Source organism: Kitasatospora sp. NPDC093679 (genome assembly GCF_040683455.1).
GTDB lineage: Bacteria > Actinomycetota > Actinomycetes > Streptomycetales > Streptomycetaceae > Kitasatospora > Kitasatospora arboriphila.
In genome coordinates this window covers 189373-209050 of sequence record NZ_JBFBDW010000004.1, presented here as the reverse complement: position 1 = coordinate 209050, position 19678 = coordinate 189373, and the positions used below count along the sequence as shown (strand labels likewise).

Sequence of the window (19678 nt, the reverse complement as noted above, 5' to 3'; positions counted from 1 at the left end):
TCACGCGGGTCGCTGCAGCACCATCAGCGAGCGGTCGGTGAGCCAGAGCGAGTCGCCGGCCTTGACCCGGGTGCCCGTCCCGCGGGCGGGCAGCACGGGCTGCGCGGTGTCGACGACCAGCTGCCAGGCCTCGCCGTGCCCGGCCGGGACGGTGAACTCCAGCGGCTCGGAGTGCGCGTTGAACAGCAGCAGGAAGGAGTCGTCGACGATCTTGCCGCCGCGGCGGTCCGGTTCGGAGATGGCGTTGCCGTTGAGGAAGACCGTCAGCGACTTCGCGTAGCTGGTCTTCCAGTCCTGGTCGGTCATCTCCTCGCCGCCGGGGGTGAACCAGGCGATGTCGGTGAGGTCGTCGTGGGTGCCGGATACCGGCCGGCCGTGGAAGAAGCGGCGGCGGCGGAAGACCGGGTGGTCGCGGCGCAGCCAGATCATGCCCTGGGTGAACTCCAGCAGCTGCGCGGCGGCGCCGCCCTTCGGCCAGTCGACCCAGGTGAGCTCGTTGTCCTGGCAGTAGGCGTTGTTGTTGCCCTGCTGGGTGCGGCCGAACTCGTCGCCGTGCGCGAGCATCGGCACGCCCTGGGAGAGCATCAGGGTGGCGATGAAGTTGCGCTGCTGGCGGGCTCTGAGCTCCAGCACCGCCTCGTCCTCCGTCTCGCCCTCGGCGCCGCAGTTCCACGAGCGGTTGTGCGACTCGCCGTCCCGGTTGCCCTCGTGGTTGGCCTCGTTGTGCTTCTCGTTGTAGGAGACCAGGTCGCGCAGGGTGAAGCCGTCGTGGCAGGTGACGAAGTTGATCGAGGCGATCGGCCGGCGGCCGTCGTCCTGGTAGAGGTCGGAGGAGCCCGTCAGCCGGGAGCCGAACTCGGCCAGGGCGGCGTTCTCGCCGCGCCACAGGTCGCGGACGGTGTCCCGGTACATGCCGTTCCACTCCGTCCACAGCGGCGGGAAGTTGCCGACCTGGTAACCGCCCTCGCCCAGGTCCCACGGCTCGGCGATCAGCTTGGCCTGCGAGACCACCGGGTCCTGCTGGACGAGGTCGAAGAACGAGGACAGCCGGTCGACCTCGTGGAACTGCCGGGCCAGCGTCGCCGCGAGGTCGAACCGGAAGCCGTCCACGTGCATCTCGGTGACCCAGTACCGCAGCGAATCCATGATCATCTGGAGGACGTGCGGACTGCGCATCAGCAGGCTGTTGCCGGTGCCGGTGGTGTCCTCGTAGAACCGGCGGTCCTTCGCCAGCCGGTAGTACGAGGCGTTGTCCAGGCCGCGGAAGGAGAGCGTCGGGCCCAGGTGGTTGCCCTCCGCGGTGTGGTTGTAGACCACGTCGAGGATCACCTCGATCCCCGCCGCGTGCAGCGCCTTCACCATCGACTTGAACTCCTGCACCTGCTGCCCGCGGTCCCCCGTCGAGGAGTACGAGGCGTGCGGCGCGAAGAAGCCGATGGTGTTGTAGCCCCAGTAGTTCGACAGCCCCAGGTCCCGCAGCCGGTGGTCCCGGACGAACTGGTGCACCGGCATCAGCTCGATCGCGGTGACGCCCAGCTTCGCCAGGTGCTCGATCAGCGCCGGGTGCGCCAGCGCCGCGTAGGTGCCGCGGATCTCCTCCGGGATGTCCGGGTGCAGCCGGGTCAGCCCCTTCACGTGGGCCTCGTACAGCACCGTCCGGTGGTAGTCGGTGCGCGGCGGCCGGTCGGTGCCCCAGTCGAAGTAGGGGTTGATCACCACCGAGTGCATGGTGTGCGGCGCCGAGTCCAGGTCGTTGCGGCGCTCCGGCGCGCCGAAGTGGTAGCCGTAGACCGACTCGTCCCAGTCGATGTCCCCGCTCATCGCCTTGGCGTACGGGTCCAGCAGCAGCTTGGCGCTGTTGTGCCGCTGCCCCAGCCCCGGGTTGTACGGGCCGTGCACCCGGAAGCCGTACCGCCGGCCCGGCTGGACCCCCGGCAGGTAGGCGTGCCGCACGAAGGCGTCCGTCTCCCGCAGCTCGATCGCCGTCTCCGAGCCGTCCTCCTCCAGCAGGCACAGCTCGATCCGGTCGGCGCTCTCCGAGAACACCGCGAAGTTGGTTCCGGCCCCGTCGTACGTGGCGCCGAGCGGGTAGGGCTGCCCTGGCCAGACCTGCATGAGGGACCTCAACTTCCTTGCTCCGTGGGGGAACTGGCGCTCCCTCGGATCTGCCCGGGGACGGGCCCCGGCATGTGCGGACCGCCCTCGGCGTGACGCACGGCACACGTGCGGCACATGTCGCATACTCCCCAACCCCCGCCCGCCGACCGAACCCATTCACCTGTTGTTCGCCCGAACGGGTGTCCGTGGCGCGAAAACCCGGCGCTCGGGCCACCGCCCGCCCTCCCCTCGAATTGTTGTGCCGTCAACAGGCTGCGTCCCGCCCTGAGGGCGCAGTACCCTTGATCGTCCGGCGGCGCGCACCGCCGGCCCATGCGGAGACAGGCTCTGTCAAGGCCGCCATGGTGGAGACGCTGTCAGTGGACGGTCCGGCGCTCGCGACGAGCGGCGGCCGAGAGGTGAGGTAGCGCATGGGGTTCCCCGCCGACGGCCGGGGCGACGGCCTCGACGGGCCGGAGCCGGGCCGCAGCGAGGCGCCGACCGTCGTCATCCGCTCCAGCCCTCCCGGCCGGCCCGCCGGACCGGCCCCCGGCGACGGCACCCCGCTCGGCTGGACCGCCCTCGAATGGGAGCACGCCTACCGCCGCGTCCGCCTCACCGGCCGCGCCTACGTCTGGCTCAACCTGGTCGAACAGCGCCTGCGCGCCCTCGTCGACGAGGCGCTGCGCCCCGTCTACGCCCCCGCCCACGGCGAGGACTGGGTCACCGCCGCCGCCGGACCGGTCGGCGAGGAGTGGGTGCTGCGGGCCGGCGCCGTCCGCGAGGTCAGCCGCCGCAAGGGCTACCTGCTCGACCCGGCCGACGACGACCCGCTGGTCTTCCTCACCCTGCCGCAGCTGCGCGAACTCATGGTCCAGCACTGGCCCTGCTTCGAGCCGTACGTCCTCGACCGCCGCGAGGTCGAACTCGCCCTCGACGAACTCGAGGTGGCCCGGCACGTCGTCTCCCGCAACCGCAGCCTCTCGCAGACCGTCCTCGACCAGACCGAGCGGGCCGCCGCCCGGCTGCTCAGCCTGCTCGACGGCGGCGCGGGCGGCGTCCCCGCCGACGTCGTCGAGGAACTCGTCGCCGGCCGCTACGCCGACGTCGTCGCCGTGCACGCCGACCGGGTCCGCCTGCAGCGCGAACTCCCCGTCGAGGACCTGCTCGACGGCGCCCGCCGGCTCGACGCCGTCGGCATCGGCCTCGGCATGCTCTGCCAGAACTACACCGGCAAGCGCCTGGTCCGGCTGGCCGGCGAGGGCTGCCGGGTCCGCCTGCTCTTCCTCAACCCGGCCAGCAGCGCGGTACGGCGGCGCGAGCGCGAACTCGGCCTCGGCCGGGGCGAACTCGGGCGCTCCGTCGAGATGAACATCATGCACGTGCGGCGGGTCCGGGCCAGGCTGCGGGACCCGGGCGGCTTCGAGATCCGGGTCTTCGACGAGATGCCCCGCTTCACCGCCTACCTGGTCGAGGGCCCCCGGGTGAGCGGCCAGACCGGCGGCCGCCGCCGCTCCGGCGACGTCGGCGTCGTCCAGCCCTACCTGCGGCGCGCCCGCGGCATCGAGTCGCCCGCCATCGTGCTGCGCGGCGGCGCGGGCCAGGAGCCCGGCGGCACCGAGCCCGGGCTGCTGGAGGTCTACCGCGAGGAGTTCGAGGGCAGCTGGGCCGACTCCCGCGCGGTGTCCTGACGGCCCGCCGCCGGCGGCGGGCCGACCCGTCGGTGCGGCCGGTCGGCGGATCGGGGGGGTCGTCCGGGGTGCGGGCCGGGGTGGTGCACCGCAGCGTTGGAGCGTGTGCGAAGCGGCCGTGACGGCCGGCTGCCGCGCTCCCCCCACCGCAGTTCGACACCGGAGCCCCGATGACCGAGCCCACCGCTGCCGCCCCCGCCCGCCGCAGCTTCGTCAAGGCGACCCTCGCCGCCGGCGCCGCCGTCGCCGTCGGACCGGTCCTCACCGGCGGGCCCGCCGCCGCCGCGGCAGCCCCGGCAGCCGTGGAACGGGACGCCGTCCCCTTCCACGGCCCGCACCAGGCCGGCGTCACCACGCCCGCCCAGCGCTTCGCCGCCTTCCTCGCCGCCGAGGTCACCGCCCCCGACCGGCCGGCCCTGGAGCAGCTGATGCGCTCGCTGACCGACCGCATCCGCTTCCTGACCGCCGGCGGCACCCCCGCGCCGGCCGCCGCCGGTGAGCCGCCGTCCGACACCTGCCTGCTCGGCACGGACGTCCCCGCCGACGGACTGACCGTCACCGTCGGCGTCGGCGCCTCGCTCTTCGACGACCGGTTCGGCCTCGCGGCCGCCCGCCCGCTGCGCCTGACCCCGATGCCGGCCTTCCCCGGCGACGACCTCGGCCCGGAGCTGCACGGCGACCTGTCGCTGCAGATCTGCGCCGACAACCGGGACACCGTGCTGCACGCCCTGCGCGACCTGACCCGGCACACCCGCGGCGCGCTGCGCCCGCTCTGGCGGATCGACGGGTTCCAGAACCCGGCCCGGCCGGACGGCGCGCAGCGCAACCTGCAGGGTTTCAAGGACGGCATCGCCAACCCCGACACCGGCTCGGACCGGGTGATGGACAGCCTGGTCTGGGTCGCCGCGGACGGCGGCGAACCGGCCTGGGCGGCGGGCGGCACCTACCAGGTGCTGCGGATCATCCGGATGCGGGTCGAGCCCTGGGACGCCCTGCCGGTGGCCGACCAGGAACGGATCGTCGGCCGGCACCGGGACAGCGGCGCGCCGCTCGGCGGCACCGCAGAGCAGGACGGCCCGGCGTACGGCAAGGACCCGTCCGGTGCGGTGATCGCCCTCGACGCGCACATCCGGCTCGCCAACCCGCGCACCGCCGCCACCGCCGACTCGCGGATCCTGCGCCGCGGCTACAACTACGACCGCGGCGTCGACGGGGCCGGCGACCTCGACATGGGGCTGGTGTTCTGCTGCTACCAGCAGGACGTCGCCCGGCAGTTCGAGGCCGTGCAGCAGCGGCTGAACGGCGAGCCGCTGGCCGCCTTCCTCGCGCCCACCGGCGGCGGCTACTTCTTCGTGCTGCCCGGCGTGCCGGACGAGAGCGGCTGGCTCGGCAGCGGCCTGCTCGGCACCGCCTGACGCACCGCCCGACCCGTCCGCCGGAGCGCCGCCGGGCCGCCCCGCCGCACCCCCGACGGCCCCGCCGGGCGACCCGACCGGCGGGGCTGTCACTGGTGCGGGCGATGATGGTCCCCGTCACGGCAGGAGCGACGGAAGGAGCGCCGGATGACGACCCGGAGGGGGACGCCGACCGCACCCGCCCACCACGGCCACCGCACGGCCGGGGGCCCGCGATGAGCTGGCTGGCCGCCGGCCTGCTGGCCTTCGACCTGGAGACCACCGGCACCGACATCGAGAACGACCGGATCGTCACCGCGGCCCTCGTCCGGCTGGAGCCGGACGGCACCGTCTCGCGGGAGCAGCACTGGCTGGTCGACCCGGGCATACCGATCCCGGCCCAGGCCACCGCGATCCACGGCATCGGCACCGCGCAGGCGCGGGAGCGCGGGGTGGCCGCGGCCGGCGCCGTCGAGGAGATCACCCGGGCCATAGCGGAGGCCCTCGGCTCCGGCACCCCGCTGGTCATCATGAACGCGCGCTACGACCTGTCGCTGCTCGACCGCGAGTGCCGCCGACACGGCGTCAGCCCGCTCTCCGCGCGGCTCGGCGGCACGCCCGCGCCGGTCATCGACCCGCTGGTGCTCGACAAGCACGCCGACCGCTACCGCCGCGGCAAGCGCAACCTGCAGGCGCTCTGCGAGCACTACGGGGTGGTGCTGGACGGCGCGCACCAGGCCGGGGCCGACGCGGTGGCCGCGGCCCGGGTGGCCCGCCGGCTCGGCGAGGCCTTCCCCGCGGTCGGCGGCGTCACGCCGGCCGATCTGCACGCGCTCCAGGTGCGGGCCGCCGCGGAGCAGGCCGCCTCGTTCCAGCAGTACCTGCGCCGCACCTCGGACCCGCAGGCCACGATCGAGCCGGCCTGGCCCGTGGTGCCCTGGCCCGCCGCGGCCGCGGCGGGCTGACGGCGGCGGGCTCGCCGCGGCCCGGTCCGTCCGTCCCGGCCCCGGATCAGCCGCCGGCCGGGAAGTCGAAGGTGTAGCCCTGCGCGACCAGCCAGGGCAGGAGCTGGCGCAGCGCCTCGATCGTCTGGCTGCGGTCGCCGCCGCCGTCGTGCATCAGCACCACCCCGCCGGGGCGCAGGTGCTGCTGGACGTTGGCGACGATCGCGGGGACACCGGGCCTGGCCCAGTCCCGCGGGTCGACCGACCAGCCGAGCGAGCGCATGCCGTGGTCGGCCGCGATCTGCTCGTTCTCGGCGGTGAAGTCGCCGCCGGGGGCCCGGAACCACGGCACCTCGGCGCCCGGACCGGCGGCCCGCAGGATGGTCTGCTTGGCGTCGGCGATCTCGTGCACCTGCCGGTCGTGGCTGAGGCCGTGCAGCGGCTGCGGGTGGTCGACGGTGTGGTCGCACAGCCGGTGACCCCCGGCGAGGACCAGGCGCACGGCCGCCGGGTCGCGGTCGACCTCGTTGCCGACCATGCAGAAGGTCGCCTTGGCGTGGTACTGCGCCAGCAGGTCGAGGATCGGACGGGTGGCCGGGCCCGGGCCGTCGTCGAAGGTGAGCGCCACGGTGCGGCCGCCGCTCGCGGTGGACCGCAGCACCTGGTGGCTGCGGGTCGGGCTGCCGCTCGGCGTGTGGCCGGACGGGCTCGCGGAGGCGCTGGGCGCGGAGGGGGCCGCGCTGCCGCTGCCGGGCGCGGCGGTGGTCGGTGCCGCGGTGGTGGCGGAGGCGCTCGCCGAGGGCGGCGCGGAGCGCTGCGCCGGGACGGTCGGGGTGGCGGGGCTCGCGGTGGCGGACGGCGAGCCGCCGGTGGCGGCGGTGTCGCGCGGGGTGACGGCGGCGGCGGTGGTGCGCGCTCCGTCGGCGCTCGCGGTGCGTGCATGGGTGGCCGAACCGCAGGCGGCGATCACGGTGGGGGCGAGCAGCGCGGCGAGGCCGAGGCCGAGGGTGCGACGGGATCGGGGGCTGGGCATCCGCATGGTGACGACTCCTGACGTCGTACCGGCCACCCCGGGTGGGGGCGTGTGCCGGGGACGACGTCAGGCGCGGACCGCCGGTTCCGTCGTCGTGTACGAACGGACCCGGTTGTCGGGTCTCAGAACGGATACCAGCGTACGGAGGCCGACCCGTTGCGCAAGGAGTCCACCCGGCGGCGGAACTCGGCCGCCGCGGCGGGGTTGCCGGGGACGTGCTGGGCGACCCAGGAGGCGCTCGCCGTCTCCCGCGCACCGCGCAGCACCGCGAATCCGTCCCAGTCCCGGACGTCCCAGCCGTAGGCCGCGGTGAAGGCCCGGTACTCCTCCTCCGGCACCCCGTACCGGTCCTGACTGAGCGCCAGGACGACGAGGTCGTGCTCGCGCAGGTCGTGGCCGGCGTTCTCCAGGTCGAGCAGGACGGGCCCCCCGGGGCCGACGTGGACGTTGCGGGGGAGGGCGTCGCCGTGCACCGGGCCGGGGGTGAGGTGGGGGGTGAGCGCGGCCGCGGCCGTGACGAAGCTCTCCTTCCGGGCGCGCAGGAAGGCGGTGTCGGCCGGGTCGACGTGACCGGCCGCGGCGGCGAGCCATCCGTCGACCGGGGCGAGCAGGTCGCGCGGGCCGAGCGGCAGGCCCTCGGGGGCGGGCAGTGCGTGCAGGGCGCGCAGCAGCGGCGCGAGGTCGGCCGTCCGCGCCGGGCGGACGGGGGCGGGCAGCCGGTGCCAGAAGGTCACCGGGTGTCCGCAGGCGGTCACGGGCTCGGGGTGCCGGGGCCGGACGACCGGGATGCCGGCGGCGTCCAGCCAGGCGGCGACGGCCAGTTCGCGGGCGGCCCGGGGGAGCAGCGCGGGGTTGCGGCCGACCTTGGCGACGAGTGCGGGGGAGCCGAGGTCGAACACGGCGTTCTCACCGAGGGCGAGCAGCCGGGCGCCGTCCGGTGCGGGCAGTCCGGCGGTGCGGCAGGCGCCGGCCAGCAGGGTGCGGGCGCGGGCTTCGTCGAAGGCGGTCACGGCGGGCTCCTCGGTGCGGTCCGGACCATCCTGGCGCACGGCGGCCGGGCCCCGCGTGCTGCGGGGCCCGGCCGTGGGGCGGTGGTGCTCCGATGGTCAGACCCGGGCGCCGCCGGCGGACTGGCCGTCCGGCAGGTGCAGGCCGGCCGGGGCGGGGGCGGCCGGGGTGACCGGCGGGAAGGACTCGCCGTGCGAGAGGTTCGGCAGCCAGTTCAGCCAGCGCGGCAGGTACCAGTTGCGCTCGCCGAGCAGGCTCATCACGGCGGGCAGCAGCACCGCGCGGATCACGGTGGCGTCGATCAGCACCGCGACGGCGAGGCCGGCGCCCATCTGCTTCATCGACTGCATGGACAGCGTGCCGAAGACCGCGAACACCCCGACCATGATCACTGCGGCGCTGGTGACCACGCCGGCGGTGGAGCGGATGCCGTAGGAGACGGCGGCCCGGGTGGCCAGGCCCCGGTCGTGCGCCTCCTTGATCCGGGAGACCACGAACACGTGGTAGTCCATGCTCAGGCCGAAGAGGATCACGAACAGGAACAGCGGCACCCAGGACTCCACCGCGCCGACCCCGGCGGTGCCGAACAGCGAGGCGCCGACGCCGTGCTGGAAGACCAGGGCGAGCACGCCGTACGCGGCGCCGACCGAGAGCAGGTTGAGCACCACCGCGGTGAGCGCGATGCCGAGCGAGCGGAACGAGCAGAGCATCAGCAGGAAGGCGAAGGCGACGACGAAGCCGAAGACCGGGAGCATCGAGCGGGACATCTGCTCGTTGAAGTCGTGCGAGCCCGCGGTGCTGCCCGTGACCGGGGCCTCGGTTCCGGGCACTTTGAGCACCGTGTTCGCCACCACGTCGCCCCGCAGCGCCTCCAGGGCCTCGGTGCTGGCGGTGTCGTTGCCGGTGCCGACGAGCGGGATGTCGACCAGGGCGACGTTCTGCGCGCCGTGCACCGTCACCCGGATCGGCTCGTGCATCTTGCCGGTGGCCAGCGCCCGGGTCCGGAGGTCGGCGAGGGCCTGCTTCATCTCGGGGGAGTCGACGGCGCGGGCCTTGACGACGACCGTGGCGGGGGCGGGGCTGCCGGGGAAGGCCTTCTCGATCCGCTGCGAGGTGGCGACCAGGGCGTTGCCCTCGGGCAGCTGCTGCTGGAAGGTCAGGTTGGCGGTGTGCATGGTGAGCAGCGGCGCGGCGAGGCCGAGCAGCAGGCCGCCGGCGAGGACGGTGGCGGCGAGCGGCCGGTTCAGCACCGGGGTGAGCAGGGCGTTCCAGACCCGGCCGCCGGCGGCGGCGTCGCTGCGGCGGAGCTTGTGCAGCAGCGGGAGGCGGCCCTTGTCGACCCGGTCGCCGAGCATCGACAGCAGCGCGGGCAGCACGGTGAGCGAGCCGAGCACGGCGGTGATCACCACGACGATGGTGGCGAAGGACATCGCCTGGAAGTCGGCGATGCCGGTGAGGAAGAGGCCGGCCATGGCGACGACCACGGTCACGCCGGAGACCAGCACGGCCCGGCCGGAGGTGGCGGCGGCGACCTGGAGCGCGGTGGCGGCGTCGCGTCCGGCGGCCCGCTCCTCGCGCTCGCGGCGCAGGTAGAACAGGCAGTAGTCGACGCCGACGGCCAGGCCGACGAGCAGCATCACCGAGCTGGCGTCGTCACTGGTGTGCAGCAGGCCGCTGGAGAGGGCGACCAGGCCGCCGGCGGCGATGAAGGCGGTGAGCGCGAGGACGACCGGCAGCACGGCGGCGACCAGGGCGCCGAAGGCGATCAGCAGGATGCCCAGCGCCAGCGGGACGGCCGTCCACTCGGCGCGCTGGAAGTCGTTCTTGAACTGGTCCTGGAACCACTTGCCGGAGCTGGCCTCGCCGAACTCCTCGACGGTGAGGTCCTTGTGCTTCGCCTGCACCCCGGCGACCGCGTCCAGCACGGCCGGCACGTTCTCGACGGCCTTCTCGCGGTCCTCCCCGGCCACGGTGAACTGCAGCAGCGCGGAGTGCCGGTCGGCCGAGACGGCGCCGGTCTCGTACGGGCTGCGCAGGTCGGCGGCCTTGCCGGTGGCCCGCACCGCGGCGGCGGCCTCGTCGACGACGGCGCGGAAGGCCGGGTCGTCGGCGGTCAGCGCGGCGCTCTGGACGAGCACGGTCTCGCCGGCCGGGGTCTTGATGCCGGCCTCGTCGAGGATCTTCGCGGCGCGGGCGACCTCGCCCGGCATCATCTCGGAGTCGGTGACCTTGGTGCTGCCGTGGAGGCCGCCGAGGAAGGCGGCCAGGACGACGAACAGGAGCCAGCCGAACACCGCCGTCTTGCGGTGTCCGGCGCTCCACGCGCCCATGGCGGCGGCGAGGCCGAGCTTGGGTGTCACGGATCCCCCAGGGAGAGCGGCGGGTGCGGTCCGCCGGAGCTTGGTGCCGGTGTTCCCGGCTGCTGGAACGACCCTAGGAAGCGGGGAGTTGACGGAGTATCCGGCTGGCGGGTGAGTCGACCCTGGGTCTGCCCGGAGGGCCGGGGTGGGGTTTTCCCCACCCCGCGCTCCTCCTCGGGGTCGGTCTTCGGCTCCACCCTGAGGGGGAGGCGGATCCGCCCGGAGCAGGAGGTGCACGGCGCGGGCGCAGGTCAGGATGGTCCGGGGAGGCAGCCGGTACCCCCTAGGGGTGCCCGCCGCGGGCGGGGTTACCTGCCGACCGGCTAGTGGCATCGCATAGGATGCCTCCACACGTACTTGCCTGCCGACCGGCTAGGGATTCCTCCCGGGCCGGTCCTGCCGTTGCCCGGTTTCCGTCCCCCGAGGGCTGCGGTGAACCATGCCCAGGAGGCATCACGAGCATGTTCCACCGAATCGGAGACTTCGTCGTCAGGCGGGCCTGGTGGGTGATCGGAGCGTGGCTGATCGCGGCCGTCGCGATCATCTCCACCGCTCCGACGATCACCGCGCAGACCGACGAGAGCGCCTTCCTCCCGAAGCACTACGAGTCGATCCAGGCCGCCGAGCTGCAGGCGAAGGCCTTCCCGGCGAACTTCTCGCCGGGCGCCTACGCGCTGTTCGAGCGCACCGACGGCGGCAAGCTGACCGAGGCCGACAAGGCCACCGCCGAGAAGGTCGTCAAGGGCCTCGCCGACAAGCACATCGAGTCCGTCGAGACCGTCCTGCCGGTCGGCAAGACCTACGCCCCGGACGGCACCTTCGGCATGTCGATGATCGCCATCGACAAGAAGGTCATGCAGAAGCCCGAGGCCGCGGACGCCGCCAAGGCGCTGCGCGAGGCGGGCACCGAGCTGACCGCCGGCACCCCGGTCAAGATGCTGCTCGGCGGCCCGGCCGCGAGCATCCTCGACCAGCAGGACTCCTCCAAGCTGGCCGAGGCGCTGATCGGCGTCGGCACCGTGGTGATCATCCTGCTCACGCTCTGGCTGATCTTCCGCAGCATGACCGTCGCGCTGCTGCCGATCCTGTCGATCTTCGTCTACTCGATGGTCGCCAACGGCCTGATCGCCGACGCGAGCAAGGTCTTCGGACTGAAGGCGGACAACTCGATGTCCGCCATCCTCATCGTGGTGCTCTTCGGCGTCGGCACCGACTACTTCCTGTTCCTGATGTTCCGCTACCGCGAGCGGCTGCGGGCCGGGGACGACCGCAAGGAGGCCGTGACCAACGCGGTCGGCCGGGTCGGCGAGGCGATCGCCTCCGCCGCGGGCGCCGTCGTGGCCGCCTTCGCCGTCCTGGTCCTCTCCAGCCTCGGCATGTTCACCGCGCTCGGCCCCTCGCTGGCCATCGCCGTGGCGGTCACCGCCCTCGCCTCGGTCACCCTCGTTCCGGCCGTGCTCTCGGTGCTCCCGGAGCGCGTGCTCTTCCGCCGGGTCGTCGAGTGGCTCCGCTGGGACGGCCGTCACCTGGCCTGGCTGGCCCGCGGCGCCCGCGGCCCGCGCCCGGCCGGCGACTTCCCCGAGCACTGGATGCGCCAGTCCAAGGGCACCCGCTTCGCCGCGCTCGGCGGCGGTGTGCAGCGCCGTCCCGCCCTCGCCGCCCTGGCCTCCGGCCTGGTGCTGGTCGCCCTGAGCGTCGCCGCCCTCGGCTACAAGGGCACCTTCGACCTGGCCAGCGGCTCGATGCCGAAGACCAAGGAGTCGATGGTCGTCCAGGACCGGATGATGAAGGCCTTCTCGGCCGGCGCCGCCGACCCGAGCCACGTCTACCTGACCGCCACCGGCGGGGCCAAGCTGGACGTGCCCGGCCTCGACGGCTACCGCGCCGCGCTCGCCAGGACCCCGGGCGTCGCCGCGGTGCCCGCCGAGCGCACCCAGCTCAGCAAGGACGGGCTCACCGCCGACATCACGGTGATCCTCAAGGACGCGCCGGCCACCAACAAGGCCATCGACACCATGGACGGCCTGCGCGACACCGCGCACGGCTCCGCCCCGAGCGGCACCAAGGCCCTGGTCGGCGGTCAGACGTCGATCTTCAAGGACATCAACACCGCGATGGTCCACGACTACACGCTGGTGTTCCCGCTGGCGGCGCTGCTCATCCTGGTCATCCTGGCCCTGCAGCTGCGCAGCGTGGTCGCGCCCTGGTACCTGATGGCCTCGGTCGGCCTCGGCTTCGGCGCCACCCTCGGCGCCACCTCGCTGATCTTCCAGAGGATCGGCGGCGAGCCGGGCCTGATGTTCATGCTGCCGATCTTCATCTACCTGTTCGTGGTCGCGATCGGCACCGACTACAACATCCTGATGATCGCCCGCCTCCGCGAGGAGGTGAAGGAGGGCCGCAGCCCCCGCGAGGCCGCCGGCCAGGCGGTCAAGCACGCCGGCCCGACCGTCGCCGCCGCGGGCTTCATCCTGGCGGCGACCTTCGGCACCATGCTGCTGGCCGGGAACTCGCTCTTCAGCCAGATGGGCTTCTCGATCGCCTTCGGCATCATCATCTCGGCCTTCGTGATGGCGATGTTCTTCACCCCGGCGATCACCGCGCTGCTGGGCCGCGCGGCCTGGTGGCCCGGCCACCAGGACGCCGCCGACCGGGACGGCCCCACCGTCCCCGAGGCGGAGCCGCAGCCGGCCGGCCGGATCTGATCGCACGGTCCGCACGGACCCGCGGGCGGGGCGCACGATCGGCTGTGTGTGCCCCGCCCGCGGGCCGTTCAATCCCGGGGCGCCCGCGGTGTGACGAGGAGAACTCTCCCGATCATTGAAGGCGCCACCGTGCTACAGTCGAAGCAGTTGCAGTTTTGGTCCCATGAACGTGCGTGTGCGCCTGCTGGTTCCAACCGCCAGGCGCATTTGTTTTTATCCGGTGTTTTGTCTCCGGATGGGGATCGCGGCTACTCGGGGTCTGCGAGGTGCAGGCCCTTGATGCCCCAGAATGAGGAGACGGTTATGGCTACCGGCACCGTGAAGTGGTTCAACAGCGAAAAGGGCTACGGCTTCATCGAGCAGGACGGCGGCGGCGCCGACGTCTTCGCCCACTACTCGAACATCAACGCCCAGGGCTTCCGTGAGCTCATCGAGGGCCAGAAGGTCGAGTTCGACGTCACCCAGGGCCAGAAGGGCCCCCAGGCGGAGAACATTCGCCCCCTCTGAGTCCGGCCCAGCCGACTCACGCTTGACGAGTGAGGGTCCGCACCTGCGGGTGCGGGCCCTCGCCCATTGCCGCCGAACGGCCGGGGCGGCCCCGCATGCACTCCTGATGCACTCCTGACGGCCGACCCGCAAAGGTCCGGGCGCACGGCACCGCCGTGCCCGCCGGCCGATCAGGACGGAGCAGCATGACCGATCACGCACGCCCGCAGCGCGCCACCTCCCGCCGGGCCCCGGGCGCCGGACGCCCCCAGCGCGGTGGCGCCCCCCGTGGCGGCGCCGAGCGCCGCGTCCAGCGCGCGCCGCGCGCCGCGCGCCCCGCGGAGAGCCAGGACTTCACCGTCGTCGAGGGCACCCCGGCCCGCCCGCCGGCGGCCACCTTCGCCGAACTCGAGATGCCGAAGGCGCTCCTCACCGCGCTGGAGCGGCAGGGCGTCACCGAGCCCTTCCCGATCCAGTCCGCGACCCTGCCGGATTCGCTGGCCGGCCGCGACGTGCTCGGCCGCGGCCGCACCGGCTCCGGCAAGACCCTCGCCTTCGGCCTGCCGCTGCTCGCCCGCACGGCCGGCAAGCGGGCCGCCGCCCGGCGCCCGCTCGCCCTCGTCCTGGTGCCCACCCGTGAGCTGGCCCAGCAGGTCACCGAGGCGCTCAGCCCCTACGCGCAGGCGCTGCAGCTGAGGATCGCCACCGTCGTCGGCGGCATGCCGATCGGCCGGCAGGCCAACCAGGTGCGCCGCGGCGTCGAGGTGCTGGTCGCCACCCCCGGCCGGCTCGACGACCTGATCAACCGGCAGGACGTGGCCCTCGGCGACGTCGCCGTGACCGTCCTCGACGAGGCCGACCAGATGGCCGACATGGGCTTCCTGCCCCAGGTCAGCAAGCTGCTGGAGCAGGTCGCCGAGGGCGGCCAGCGGATGCTGTTCTCCGCCACCCTCGACCGCAACATCGACCGGCTCGTCCGCCGCTTCCTCGACGACCCGGTCACCCACTCCGTCGACCCGTCGGCCGGTGCGGTCAGCACCATGGACCACCACGTCCTCCAGCTCGACCCCGCCGACAAGGCCTCCACCACCGCGCACATCGCCTCCCGCGAGGGCCGGCTGATCATGTTCGTGCACACCAAGCACGGCGCCGACCGGCTCGCCAAGCAGCTGCTGGCCAGCGGCGTGCGGGCCGCGGCCCTGCACGGCGGCAAGTCCCAGCCGCAGCGCAACCGGGTGCTCGACCAGTTCCGCGACGGCCGGGTCACCGCGCTGATCGCCACCAACGTCGCCGCCCGCGGCATCCACATCGACGGCCTCGACCTGGTCGTCAACGTCGACCCGCCGATCGACCACAAGGACTACCTGCACCGCGGCGGCCGCACCGCCCGCGCCGGCGAGTCCGGCACCGTCGTCACCCTCGTCCTGCCCGAGCAGCGCCGCGAGGTCAACCGGCTGATGGGCACCGCCGGGATCCGTCCCACCGTCACCAAGGTCCGCCCGGACGACGCCGAGCTGCGCCGCATCACCGGCGCCCGCACCCCCAGCGGCGTGCCGGTCAGCATCGTGGTGGCCGAGCCGGCCGCCCCCGCCGCGTCCGCCGAGCAGACCGGCGACAAGCCCGCCGGCGCCCGCTCCGGTGCACCTCGCCGCCGCCCCGGCAAGCGCTCCGCGCTGCCCAAGGACGTCGACGCCAACGGCAACGCCCGCCAGCCCCGCCCCAAGCAGCGCATCGGCGGCGGCAACGGCGGCGCCGGCAGCCGCACCGCGGCCGGGTTCATCGGCCGGTCCTCCGGCCGCGCCAAGCCCGGCTCGGGCTCGCGCAGCGGTTCCAACTACGGCACCGGCCGCCAGCGCCGCGACGTCGGCTGATCCACCGACCACGAAGGGGCGCCACCCGCCACGGGTGGCGCCCCTTCGGCCTTTCCGGATCCGCCGGATCGCCGACGAACCCTCACATCACCTCCGGACCTCCTGCGAACAGGTGTGTTAGCTTCTTTGTCCGTTCATGGGCTTTCCATGACCTGGATTAGAGGTTCCGTCAATTCGGCGCCGTACCGGGCGCACCGCACGGGGGAGGACACGTCGTGTCAGGGGAGTACCGCGTCGATCCGGAGGCGCTGCGGCGATTCGCCCGCACCTCCGCCGACCGTTCGGAGAGACTGCGCGCCATCCGCGCCGAACTCGGCGCCCACCGGCTGGCGCCCGACGCCTTCGGCAAGCTGCCCGAGGCCGAGCAGACCGGCCGCGACTACGCCGAGCGTGCCGACGCCGCCGTCGAGAACCTCACCTCGGCCGCCGACACCATGGCCCGGATCGACGAGCACGCCCGGGGCGTCGCCCGCTCCTACGAGCAGGCCGAGGCCGAGACCGCGGAGTCCCTCAACGCCGTCGCCAGGGGGCTGTGATGACCGGTCCCGTGTCCGGCGCCGTCGACGCCTACACCAAGATCAACCAGTGGATGAGCCCGCTGGGCAGCGTGATCGACGAGATCATGCGTCCCATCGTCGAACCGCTCGCCGAACCGCTGGAGTTCGTCACCGGTGACCCCGAGGGCCTGGAGGCCGCCGCCCGGCTGTGGCGCAGCCAGGCCGTCGAACTGCGCGAGGTCGTCGCCGACCAGCGCCGCGACCGCGCCGCCCTCGCCCACGACTGGCAGGGCGAGGCCGCCGAGGCGTTCCTGCGGGAACTCGCCGAGTACGAGACGGCCCTGGAGGCCGAGGCGGACGACATGGACGCCACCGCCGAACTCCTCGACGAGGCCGCCGCCGAGAGCCGGATGGCCCAGGACCTCGTCGAGACGGTCATCCGCGAACTCATCGAGTGGGCGATCATCACCCTCGCCGCCTCGCTCGCCTTCAGCGTGGTGACGGCCGGCATCTCGCTCGCGGCGGAGGCCGCCGCGGCCGCCGCCGAGGGCACCATCGCCAGCGCCCGGATCGCCAACCTGGTCGCCAAGCTGGCCCGCGCCCTCAAGAAGATCGAGGAGGCGATGAAGGCCCTCAAGGCGGTCTCCAAGCGCCCCCACCTCAACCCCAAGAAGCCCTGGACCTGGAACCGGCCGATCGACGTCCCGGCCTACCTCGCCAAGAAGGGCACCAAGATGATCGGCAAGGCCGCGCTGCACGGCATCGGCCTCACCGGCGACCCGGTCGGCCAGACCGTCCAGCAGGCCGTCCAGTCCGGCGCCGGCATCGTCGCCGACGAGATCGACGACCGGATCGCCGGCAACCCCCACCCCTCCACCGCCGCCCGCGAACACGCCGGCATCGCCCAGCCCCGCCAGGAGCCGGAGCTCAGCCCGGAGGAACGCAAGGCCCGCTTCGACGCAGCCTTCGGCTGACCGGGAGGACACCGTGCTCAACCGCGACCGCGACATCGTCACGCCCTTCCTGCAGCCCGGCGAACAGCTCCTCGGCGCAGCCTCCGTCGACCTCGCCCCCGGCATCCCGCACCCGCCGGCCGGACTCCTCCCGCCCAGGCGGCCCAGTGAACTGGAGCAGAAGCTCGGCAAGCCGTTCAACGTGCTGCGCCGCGCCTACGCCGTCGTCAACCCGGTCTCCGCCGCCGTCGGCGCGGTCGAGGACAGGGCCGTGGACGCCGTACCGGACTCGGTCTGGCACGGCGAGGGCATGGGCGGCGGCTGGCACGGCGAGGCGGGCCGGTTCGTGCTGCGCATGCGCGAGGAGAACAACGGCGGCGGCACCTTCGCCGTCACCGACCGGCGCCACCTCGTGGTCGTCGACAACTCCAAGCTGTGGCAGCTCAAGGAGCAGTACGCCCTGCACTGGGAGGCGCCCCGGCAGGCCGTCGCGCTGCGCCGCAACCCCACCGGCGTCCTGCAGCGCGGCCGGATCGACCTGCACTTCGCCGACCGGTCCTGGGCGGGCATCACCACCCCGATGCCCTCCACCGCCGACGAACTCGCCGCCGCTGCCGGCTAGGGCTGGCGGACGGTCAGACGGCTGCCGCCGACGAGGGGACCGGGACGAGCCGCCGCAGGCGCTCGCGGGTCTCCTCGTCGCGCGGCGCGGCCACCACCAGCTGAAGGCCGCCCGGTGCGCGCAGCACCACCTGGTCCAGCCGCAGTAGGCCCACCGCCTCGTGCCGGACCTCCTTCTCGCAGCCGGTCTTCTCGCTCACCCGGTGCTCGTCCAGCCAGCGGTCCGCCTCCGGGAACGACGCCCGCAGCCGCCCGATCACCTCCGTGAGGCGCCGCGACGTCGGCGAACCCGACCCGCCCCGCTCCCCGTACGCCGCCCGCAGCTCCGCCAGCGTGCGGCGGGCGTGCCGCTCCCAGTCCACCGTGCGGCGGCGGATCCGGTCGTCCGCGAACACCGTCCAGGCCAGGTTGCGGTCCCCGGGCGGCATCCCGGAGAAGCCGAACATCGCCTCGGCCGCGGCGTTCCACACCCGGATGTCCCAGTCCGCGTCCATCAGGAACGCCGGCGCCGGATCCTGCGCGTCCACCAGCCGCAGCAGCGCCTCCGGGACCTCCGCACCGCCCGACCCGCGTGCGTCCGCGGGGTGCGGCCCCGCGCCCGCCAGCCGGAACAGGTACGCCGTCTCCGCCGCGTCCAGCCGCAGCGTCCGGGCCAGGCTCGCCAGCACCTCCGGCGAGGGATTGATGTCCCGGCCCTGCTCCAGCCACGTGTACCAGGTCACCCCCACCCCGGCGAGCAGTGCCAGCTCCTCCCGCCGCAGCCCCGGCGTCCGGCGGCGCACCCCCGGTGCGATGCCCACGTCCGCCGGCGTCAGCGACGCCCTGCGGGTCCGCAGGAAGTTCGACAGCGCCTGCCGGCGCACGTCCCCCTCGGCCATGGATCCTCCCCCTGACTCCTGGTAGCCCGACTACCAGTATCGCCACGCACTGCTGCGCCGCCGCACCGGGCGGAAGGCTGGACACCGTCCGAACAAGCACTCCTGACGGGACGACAGATGAACCAGCGTGCCCGCGGCGCCCTCCTGATCGCCGCCCTCGCCGCCACGATCGCCGCCGCACCGGCCCTGCCCGCCGCCGCGGCACCCGCCCACCACCGGCCCGCCGCGATCACCGCGAGCGCCGACACCCTGCACCCCGAGGGCGCCGCCTGGGACGCCGCCCACGGCCGCTTCCTGGTGAGCTCCCTGCGTCACGGCACCGTCTCCGCCGTCCGCCCCGACGGCTCCGTCACCACCCTGGTCGACGACCCCGCGGTGCTCGTCTCCACCGTCGGCCTCCACGTCGACGCCGCCCGCAACCGCGTCCTCGTCGCCAACGGGGACCCGGGCGTCTCCCTGCGCACCGCCCCCGGCGGCTCGGGGCACGTCGCCGGCATCGGCGCCTACGACCTCACCACCGGCCGGCGCCTCTTCTACACCGACCTCGCCGCCACCGCCGCCGACGGCGGATCCCACCTCGCCAACGACCTCGTCGTCGGCCCCGACGGCACCGCCTACGTCACCGACTCCTTCGCCCCGGTCGTCTACCGGGTCGCCCCCGACGGCACCGCCGGGATCCTCGTCCGGGACAGCCGGCTCGCCGCCCCGCAGGGCGGCTTCGGCCTCAACGGCATCGTCCGGCAGGGCCGCACCCTGGTGGTCGGCAAGTACGACGACGGCACCCTGTGGCGGCTGCCGATCGACCACCCGGAGCAGCTCGCCCGCGTCGCCGTCGGCGGCCCGGCCGATGCCCTCACCGGCCTCGACGGACTGCTGCTCCGCCCCGACGGCACCCTGCAGGGCATCACCAACCACCTCGGCGGCAACGGCGCCACCGCCCGCGTCGAACTCCGCTCCGCGGACGGCTGGCGCACCGCCCGCGCCACCGTCCACCCGCTGGCCGACCCGGCGCCGACCGTGCTCACCCCCGGCCCGGCGGGCAGCGTGTACGTCCTCGACGGACGCATCGACCTGCTCTTCGCCGGCACGCCCGTCGACACCTTCACGCTGTACCGCATCTGACGGTCGGACCGGGGTTCC

Annotated in this window: 15 protein-coding genes; 10 read left to right on the top strand and 5 right to left on the bottom strand. The window is 74.0% G+C overall.

Going from position 1 to position 19678, the window contains the following annotated elements; translation table 11 throughout:
- Complete coding sequence (glgX, locus tag AB0O09_RS05785) at positions 1-2115, bottom strand: glycogen debranching protein GlgX (RefSeq protein ID WP_363540367.1); 2115 nt, start codon at positions 2113-2115, stop codon at positions 1-3.
- 413 nt (positions 2116-2528) lie between these two features.
- On the opposite strand from glgX, the gene AB0O09_RS05780 reads away from it, so the two are divergent.
- From AB0O09_RS05780 to AB0O09_RS05770, 3 genes are all read left to right on the top strand, one after another.
- Positions 2529-3788 (top strand): SAV2148 family HEPN domain-containing protein, encoded by a 1260-nt coding sequence (locus tag AB0O09_RS05780; RefSeq protein WP_363540366.1) that lies wholly within the window; start codon positions 2529-2531, stop codon positions 3786-3788.
- Between the two features lie 170 nt (positions 3789-3958).
- Entirely contained in the window at positions 3959-5203 is a 1245-nt protein-coding gene (gene efeB, locus AB0O09_RS05775; RefSeq protein WP_363540365.1) for an iron uptake transporter deferrochelatase/peroxidase subunit, read from the top strand.
- Positions 5204-5418: 215 nt separating this feature from the next.
- Entirely contained in the window at positions 5419-6147 is a 729-nt protein-coding gene (locus AB0O09_RS05770; protein WP_363540364.1) for an exonuclease domain-containing protein, read from the top strand.
- Positions 6148-6193: 46 nt separating this feature from the next.
- Here the strand turns inward: AB0O09_RS05770 and AB0O09_RS05765 are convergent, their stop codons facing one another.
- The 3 genes from AB0O09_RS05765 to AB0O09_RS05755 all read right to left on the bottom strand — a co-directional run bounded on the left by AB0O09_RS05765 (position 6194) and on the right by AB0O09_RS05755 (position 10497).
- A complete protein-coding gene (locus AB0O09_RS05765; protein ID WP_363540363.1) occupies positions 6194-7165 on the bottom strand; it encodes a polysaccharide deacetylase family protein in 972 nt (323 codons plus the stop codon).
- Between the two features lie 116 nt (positions 7166-7281).
- Positions 7282-8169: an aminoglycoside phosphotransferase family protein gene (locus AB0O09_RS05760; RefSeq protein WP_363540362.1), complete on the bottom strand. Its 888-nt coding sequence runs from the start codon at positions 8167-8169 to the stop codon at positions 7282-7284.
- Between the two features lie 96 nt (positions 8170-8265).
- Complete coding sequence (locus AB0O09_RS05755; protein ID WP_363540418.1) at positions 8266-10497, bottom strand: MMPL family transporter; 2232 nt, start codon at positions 10495-10497, stop codon at positions 8266-8268.
- Between the two features lie 491 nt (positions 10498-10988).
- Between AB0O09_RS05755 and AB0O09_RS05750 the strand changes: the two genes are divergently transcribed.
- From AB0O09_RS05750 to AB0O09_RS05725, 6 genes are all read left to right on the top strand, one after another.
- Positions 10989-13232: an MMPL family transporter gene (locus tag AB0O09_RS05750; RefSeq protein ID WP_363540361.1), complete on the top strand. Its 2244-nt coding sequence runs from the start codon at positions 10989-10991 to the stop codon at positions 13230-13232.
- Positions 13233-13535: 303 nt separating this feature from the next.
- Entirely contained in the window at positions 13536-13739 is a 204-nt protein-coding gene (locus AB0O09_RS05745) for a cold-shock protein (protein ID WP_263105940.1), read from the top strand.
- Between the two features lie 185 nt (positions 13740-13924).
- Positions 13925-15589, top strand: coding sequence for a DEAD/DEAH box helicase (locus tag AB0O09_RS05740; protein ID WP_363540360.1), 1665 nt, complete (start codon positions 13925-13927; stop codon positions 15587-15589).
- Between the two features lie 215 nt (positions 15590-15804).
- Positions 15805-16125 carry a hypothetical protein gene (locus AB0O09_RS05735; protein ID WP_363540359.1) on the top strand — a complete coding sequence of 107 codons (321 nt, stop codon included), beginning with the start codon at positions 15805-15807 and terminating at the stop codon, positions 16123-16125.
- Positions 16125-17060 carry a WXG100 family type VII secretion target gene (locus AB0O09_RS05730; protein ID WP_363540358.1) on the top strand — a complete coding sequence of 312 codons (936 nt, stop codon included), beginning with the start codon at positions 16125-16127 and terminating at the stop codon, positions 17058-17060. Before AB0O09_RS05735 ends, AB0O09_RS05730 begins: the two co-directional genes overlap by 1 nt.
- 13 nt (positions 17061-17073) lie before the next feature.
- A complete protein-coding gene (locus AB0O09_RS05725) occupies positions 17074-17661 on the top strand; it encodes a hypothetical protein (RefSeq protein ID WP_363540357.1) in 588 nt (195 codons plus the stop codon).
- 13 nt (positions 17662-17674) lie between these two features.
- Here the strand turns inward: AB0O09_RS05725 and AB0O09_RS05720 are convergent, their stop codons facing one another.
- On the bottom strand, positions 17675-18538 hold the full coding sequence (locus AB0O09_RS05720) for a helix-turn-helix transcriptional regulator (RefSeq protein ID WP_363540356.1): 864 nt from the start codon (positions 18536-18538) through the stop codon (positions 17675-17677).
- A gap of 117 nt (positions 18539-18655) precedes the next feature.
- Between AB0O09_RS05720 and AB0O09_RS05715 the strand changes: the two genes are divergently transcribed.
- On the top strand, positions 18656-19660 hold the full coding sequence (locus AB0O09_RS05715; RefSeq protein WP_363540355.1) for a hypothetical protein: 1005 nt from the start codon (positions 18656-18658) through the stop codon (positions 19658-19660).
- Positions 19661-19678: the final 18 nt, after the last annotated feature.

Bases quoted from the DNA above. Each gene is read 5' to 3' on its own strand.
- efeB (WP_363540365.1), top strand. From the start codon at position 3,959: ATGACCGAGCCCACCGCTGCCGCCCCCGCCCGCCGCAGCTTCGTCAAG.
- AB0O09_RS05745 (WP_263105940.1), top strand. From the start codon at position 13,536: ATGGCTACCGGCACCGTGAAGTGGTTCAACAGCGAAAAGGGCTACGGC.
- AB0O09_RS05780 (WP_363540366.1), top strand. From the start codon at position 2,529: ATGGGGTTCCCCGCCGACGGCCGGGGCGACGGCCTCGACGGGCCGGAG.
- AB0O09_RS05730 (WP_363540358.1), top strand. From the start codon at position 16,125: ATGACCGGTCCCGTGTCCGGCGCCGTCGACGCCTACACCAAGATCAAC.
- AB0O09_RS05715 (WP_363540355.1), top strand. From the start codon at position 18,656: ATGAACCAGCGTGCCCGCGGCGCCCTCCTGATCGCCGCCCTCGCCGCC.
- AB0O09_RS05755 (WP_363540418.1), bottom strand. From the start codon at position 10,497: ATGGGCGCGTGGAGCGCCGGACACCGCAAGACGGCGGTGTTCGGCTGG.
- AB0O09_RS05765 (WP_363540363.1), bottom strand. From the start codon at position 7,165: ATGCGGATGCCCAGCCCCCGATCCCGTCGCACCCTCGGCCTCGGCCTC.
- AB0O09_RS05750 (WP_363540361.1), top strand. From the start codon at position 10,989: ATGTTCCACCGAATCGGAGACTTCGTCGTCAGGCGGGCCTGGTGGGTG.
- AB0O09_RS05720 (WP_363540356.1), bottom strand. From the start codon at position 18,538: ATGGCCGAGGGGGACGTGCGCCGGCAGGCGCTGTCGAACTTCCTGCGG.
- AB0O09_RS05740 (WP_363540360.1), top strand. From the start codon at position 13,925: ATGACCGATCACGCACGCCCGCAGCGCGCCACCTCCCGCCGGGCCCCG.
- glgX (WP_363540367.1), bottom strand. From the start codon at position 2,115: ATGCAGGTCTGGCCAGGGCAGCCCTACCCGCTCGGCGCCACGTACGAC.
- AB0O09_RS05770 (WP_363540364.1), top strand. From the start codon at position 5,419: ATGAGCTGGCTGGCCGCCGGCCTGCTGGCCTTCGACCTGGAGACCACC.